General features: G+C 42.6%; 4 protein-coding genes. 3 read left to right on the plus strand and 1 reads right to left on the minus strand.

The window, feature by feature from the left end; genetic code table 11:
* Positions 1-293 precede the first annotated feature (293 nt).
* The 3 genes from WB217_RS05735 to WB217_RS05745 are packed head-to-tail and all read left to right on the plus strand — an operon-like array spanning position 294 to position 4,051.
* Positions 294-1,805 carry a spore germination protein gene (locus WB217_RS05735; RefSeq protein ID WP_423991501.1) on the plus strand — a complete coding sequence of 504 codons (1,512 nt, stop codon included), beginning with the start codon at positions 294-296 and terminating at the stop codon, positions 1,803-1,805.
* 16 nt (positions 1,806-1,821) lie between these two features.
* Positions 1,822-2,946 (plus strand): GerAB/ArcD/ProY family transporter, encoded by a 1,125-nt coding sequence (locus WB217_RS05740; protein ID WP_423991503.1) that lies wholly within the window; start codon positions 1,822-1,824, stop codon positions 2,944-2,946.
* Positions 2,930-4,051: a Ger(x)C family spore germination protein gene (locus WB217_RS05745; RefSeq protein WP_423991505.1), complete on the plus strand. Its 1,122-nt coding sequence runs from the start codon at positions 2,930-2,932 to the stop codon at positions 4,049-4,051. Before WB217_RS05740 ends, WB217_RS05745 begins: the two co-directional genes overlap by 17 nt.
* Positions 4,052-4,261: 210 nt before the next feature.
* Here WB217_RS05745 and WB217_RS05750 read toward each other — a convergent pair whose 3' ends face one another.
* The gene (locus tag WB217_RS05750; protein ID WP_423991507.1) at positions 4,262-4,792 is read right to left on the minus strand and encodes a chromate transporter; all 531 of its coding nucleotides are present in this window, start codon (positions 4,790-4,792) and stop codon (positions 4,262-4,264) included.
* Positions 4,793-4,920 lie beyond the last annotated feature (128 nt).

The raw sequence follows: 4,920 nt of genomic DNA on the forward strand, positions 1-4,920 counted from the left end.
GGAACTGCTGCACAATTCCAGGGCTGGCAGCTGGCTATTTACCATCTGGTACAATGTCATGAGGTTTGTGGTGCCAGTCGTGATTGTGATTGTTTTTCTGGATTCATTGGGGATTATATAAGGGTACGCCTTAGAAGGAAGCTGACATATTGTCAGCTTCTTTTTTTATTGGCGCCAATTCAAGATACAAGCAGCCTCGCTGATCCTGCATATTAACAAGCAAACTAGCAGCAGTATAATTTTTCCCATTAAAGCAAAACCTGTTGATTAGATGATTGCATCGGGGGTATTGGATGTTTTTCAAAAAAAAGAAAACAGACTCTCTAAACAGCTTGAATCAGGGAAATATCGAAAAGCGCAAATTAATCCCTGCTCATACAGACGGATTTATTCAAGAAATGAAAAGACTGCTCCATAATAGTGCTGATTTAAATGTCAAGGACCGCCCAAACGGGGTTACGCTAATCTTTTTAGATTCCATAATTGATAATAAAATGCTGCATCAGGATATCCTGGCACGACTTCAACATGGTGAATCGTCCCCAGATGAGATTCTTAAAAAGATTACGGTTTCAAAGGTGGCTAAATATTTTTATATTGAGGACGCTGTAGAGATGATGCTTAAAGGGGCCGTGCTGATCCATTCATCGGGTCATCCTTGTATTGTATCGGCATCGATTGGTACACAAGAAAATCGCTCATTGACCCGCCCTGAAAATGAATCGCAGGTTTTGGGCCCGCAAATCGCTTTCAATGAAAGCATGGCTACAAATATTTCGCTTATAAGAAGGTTTCTTACGAATCCAAACTTATGTAATGAAAGCTATTCGCTCGGAAAACAAACGAATTCTGGTGTCTCGCTCCTCTATATGAAAGGGATTGCTGATGAGGAAATGGTGGACAGGCTTCGTGAACGGATTAAAAATATCAAAGTTGATAGTATCCTTGACAGCTCCACGCTTGTTCAATTCATCGAAGATAATTCTTTTGCCATATTCCCGCAGTTGCTTATGACAGAGCGCCCCGACCGGGCCTGCGCCTGGCTGCTCAATGGCAAGATGATTGTCCTTGTGGATGGCAGTGTGCAAGTGATTGGCTGTCCGCAAACTTTTATTGAGTTTTTCCAAAGCATGGAGGACGAAAGTGTAAGATGGCAAATTGCTACCTTCCTACGGCTGCTGCGCATCTTTTCAATGATTGTTTCGATCTTTTTTACAGCGATTTATGTGGCTGCCCTCACCTTTCATTATGAAATCATCCCGCAGACATTGCTCATCCCTTTGGGAGAATCGAGATCAAAGGTACCCTTTCCTCCCATCATCGAGGCTTTGCTGCTGGAAGGGATGATTGAACTTTTGCGGGAGGCTGGAGCAAGGCTCCCTACAAAGGTTGGCCAGACGATGGGTATCGTTGGCGGTATTGTTGTCGGTACCGCCGCTGTAGATGCCGGCTTTACGAGCAATATCCTGATTATCATCATTGCTGTGAGCGCCCTGGCTTCTTTTACAACACCTAACTATATGATGGGGAATGTCATCAGGGTCCTGCGCTTCCCCTTGATCTTACTAGCGGGGTTCTGGGGATTTTATGGCCTGATGATTGGATTTTGCTTCCTGCTGATCCATCTAATCAGGCTATCAAGCCTGGGGACGCCATTTCTGGCTCCCTTTTATCCGCCACGGTTTGCCGACTGGCGTGACAGCATCATCCGCTTGCCCATCCAATTCACTAATATCAGGCCTATCCAAACAAGGCCACTGAACCGCTTGAAATACAGATTTAACAAATCCAAGAAGAAAGAATAAAGTCGTGGTGTTCTAAATGAAGGTGCTTATCGAGCCAAAACCTCAAAAAATGGTCAATACCTTCCTGCTCGTATTTGTTGTCCACTCCATGCAGCTTGGGGTAGGCATCCAGGGCTTCCAAAGGGTTATTTATCTTGAAGCAAAGCACGACGCCTGGATTTCCGTCATCCTTAGCGGAGTCGCTTCAGCCATCGTGGGCTTTGTCATGGTGAAAACATTGTCCGCTTATGCATCTGCTGACCTTTACGGGATTCAGTATGATGTGTTTGGGAGATGGCTCGGGAACTCGATGAATATTTTATTTGTCCTGTACTGTCTTGGCGGCTTCCACGTCATTGTCCGCAATTATATCGAAGTCATCCAGGCATGGATCTTTCCGGAGCTCCCCAACTGGATGCTTTCCTTTACCCTCGTCTTCCTAGTTTTCTACGGATTGAACGGTGGGCTCCGGACCATTGTGGGAGTCAGCTTTTTTAGCGTTACTTTATCCTTATGGCTAGTTCTGCTGCTTACCTATCCTTTTCAATTCACAAACTGGGATTATTTATTCCCGATTTTTGAATCGAGTGTAACAGGAATTTTAAAAGGTGCTAAACAGATGACCTTCACCATCATCGGCTTTGAAGTCATTTTTGTCATTTATCCTTTTTTAAAAGAAAAAAACAAGGTTCACAGGCATATGCAATATGGGTTATTATTCACGACTATCCTTTATCTCGGACTGATGCTTGTTTCTCTGGCTTACTTTAGCGGAGGCCAGCTGGAAAGGACAATCTGGGGTACCCTGTCACTTTTTAAGATAGTCCGCTTTCCTTTCATAGAAAGATTTGAATATGTAGCCATCACGTTTTGGGTATTATTGATCCTGCCAAATCTGATGTTTTATCTTTGGTCAGCTTCCCGGGGAATTGCAAGGATTTTAGGTAAAAAAGAGAAGAAAATCAACTGGCTGCTGCTGGCGGTTCTGTGTCTGAGCCTCCTCTATCCTTTGAATAGGATGGAGATCAACTTGATGAATGACTATTTTGCCATGGGAGCTTTCTATATTGTATTTTGTTATCCTTTTCTCCTTTATGGAGCCGTTTTGATCAAGAAGAAATTATTCCGGAAGAAGGATGGAGTCCATGCAGAAAGCAAGTAAGCTACTAGCGGTTATTCTCGTTGTCCTGCTATCTGCCTGCGCTGATCCAAAGACACTTGAACGGATGGGGTTAATTACAACAGTTGGTTATGATGTTACAGAGGACGGGGAAATTTTAGCGACCATTGTCCTGCTCCATATCGACCCGGAAGCGCCCCAGAATACTGCGATTCTGTCTGCAAAAGCCGCTACCAGCAAGGGAGCCAGAAACAAGGCGGATTTAAAAAGCCCGAAGAAGTTGCAATCAGGACAGCTTAGGGTAGCACTTTTCAGCGAAGAAGTCGTTAAACTTGGTCTCATAAACCTCGCGGACACTCTTGCCCGCGACCCTTCAATCAGCGATCTTACTTATCTCGCTGTCGTCGAAGGAAGTGCCAATAAGCTGCTTAATCAGAAAAATGACAAGTTCGCAGATATCAGCCAGCTTGTGTACAAGGAGCTGGACCAGAATATTAAGGGGGAAACGATTCCTTCATCCACTTTGCAGGAAACGATGCATGACTACTACTCAGATGGAGTTGATCCAATTCTTCCTACTTTGAAAGCCGAGAATGGTGAGATTGAAATTACTGGAATGGCCTTGATTAATAAGGATAGAATGGTTGGCAAAATAAATCCGACGGAAGCCTTTTATTTGAAACTTATCAATGACCGCTATGAGGCGGGATCTGTAGAGTTAATTATCAGCAAGGACGGCTTCAACATCATACACGATGTTGAAGATGTCAAAAAATTAGCCCTGGTGATGGATACAATCGTAAGCAAGAGTGATATGAAGCTGATCAGCAAGGAAAACCTGCAGTTCGAACTCAAAATAGAATTGAAAACAAGGCTCCTGGAAATCAATCAAACACTCGATATTAAGGATCCAAAAAATTTAAAGCTGCTCGAAAAAAAACTGAGCGATAAAGTAAGGAAAGACGTCGAAGCTTTGATTGCCAAAACCCAGGAAGTCGGGTCCGACCCATTCGGATTTGGAGAAGTCTACCGAAAGAGCGTCCGCAAATCCAAGCTCACCTCAGAAAAATGGCATGAAATGTACCCACAAAGCAAAGTGGACGTTGATATTCAGTTTGAGATTTTGAGGACTGGGGTTGTAGAGTAACCTTTCCGCTTTTTGTTCAAATGGTTGATTATCGTTAAGCTGAGTTTTACATTTTTATAATTCTGCACGGAATGCATTGGAAATCTAATTTTATATGCCTATACTTTTTAAATCTCAATATCTATTCATAGGTTTACAAATTAAATAAATGCTTTTAAAAGTAAAAAGGTCGGTAGATATCATCTCCCGACCTTTTCTATTCATAACACTTTAACTTAAAAAAGCAGCTCCGTAGCCAAGCGCACCAAGAATCACAAAAGCTGGATGCACGTTTACTTTTTCCATCAGAACATAGCTTATGACAATCAGGAACAGGGTTTGCCCGACACCGATGTCTAGATATGAACCCGAAAAGAAGTTAAACGCCATCACTCCAAGCATGACAGCAATCGCTGGTTTTACATACAGAGTCATTTTTTTTACTTTAGGTGAATCCTTAAATTTGTAAAGCAAGCCAAGCAATGTAATCATCAGGATAAGTGATGGAGCAACTGTCGCAAATACACCGACAATCGCACCTACTATTCCGCCTTGCTCGTAGCCAATATATCCAGCCATCTTCGTAGCGATTGGTCCCGGCAGCGAATTTCCAAGTGCAAGTACTTCACTGAATTCCCCTACCGTCAGCCAACCGTAGCGGTCAACGACTTCGTTTTCAATTAAAGGGATGGAAGAAGGACCGCCCCCGTAACCTAAAATCCCAGGGATAAAAAATGCCAAAAAGATTTTCCACTGAATGATCATACGGTTTTCCTATGCTTTATATCCTAAGAAATTATATATTATTTTTCATAAATTATTGGAACATGTCGTTGATATAATAAGCATTATGGCCAATTTTTTTAATAATTTATTGGCAAAAGCTGAAC

Origin of the sequence: Mesobacillus sp. (assembly GCF_049588175.1) — a bacterium.
GTDB lineage: Bacteria > Bacillota > Bacilli > Bacillales > Cytobacillaceae > Mesobacillus.

What these genes read in the sequence shown, in the direction of transcription:
- WB217_RS05735 (WP_423991501.1), top strand. Translation starts at nt 294, where the DNA reads ATGTTTTTCAAAAAAAAGAAAACAGACTCTCTAAACAGCTTGAATCAG.
- WB217_RS05740 (WP_423991503.1), top strand. Translation starts at nt 1,822, where the DNA reads ATGAAGGTGCTTATCGAGCCAAAACCTCAAAAAATGGTCAATACCTTC.
- WB217_RS05745 (WP_423991505.1), top strand. Translation starts at nt 2,930, where the DNA reads ATGCAGAAAGCAAGTAAGCTACTAGCGGTTATTCTCGTTGTCCTGCTA.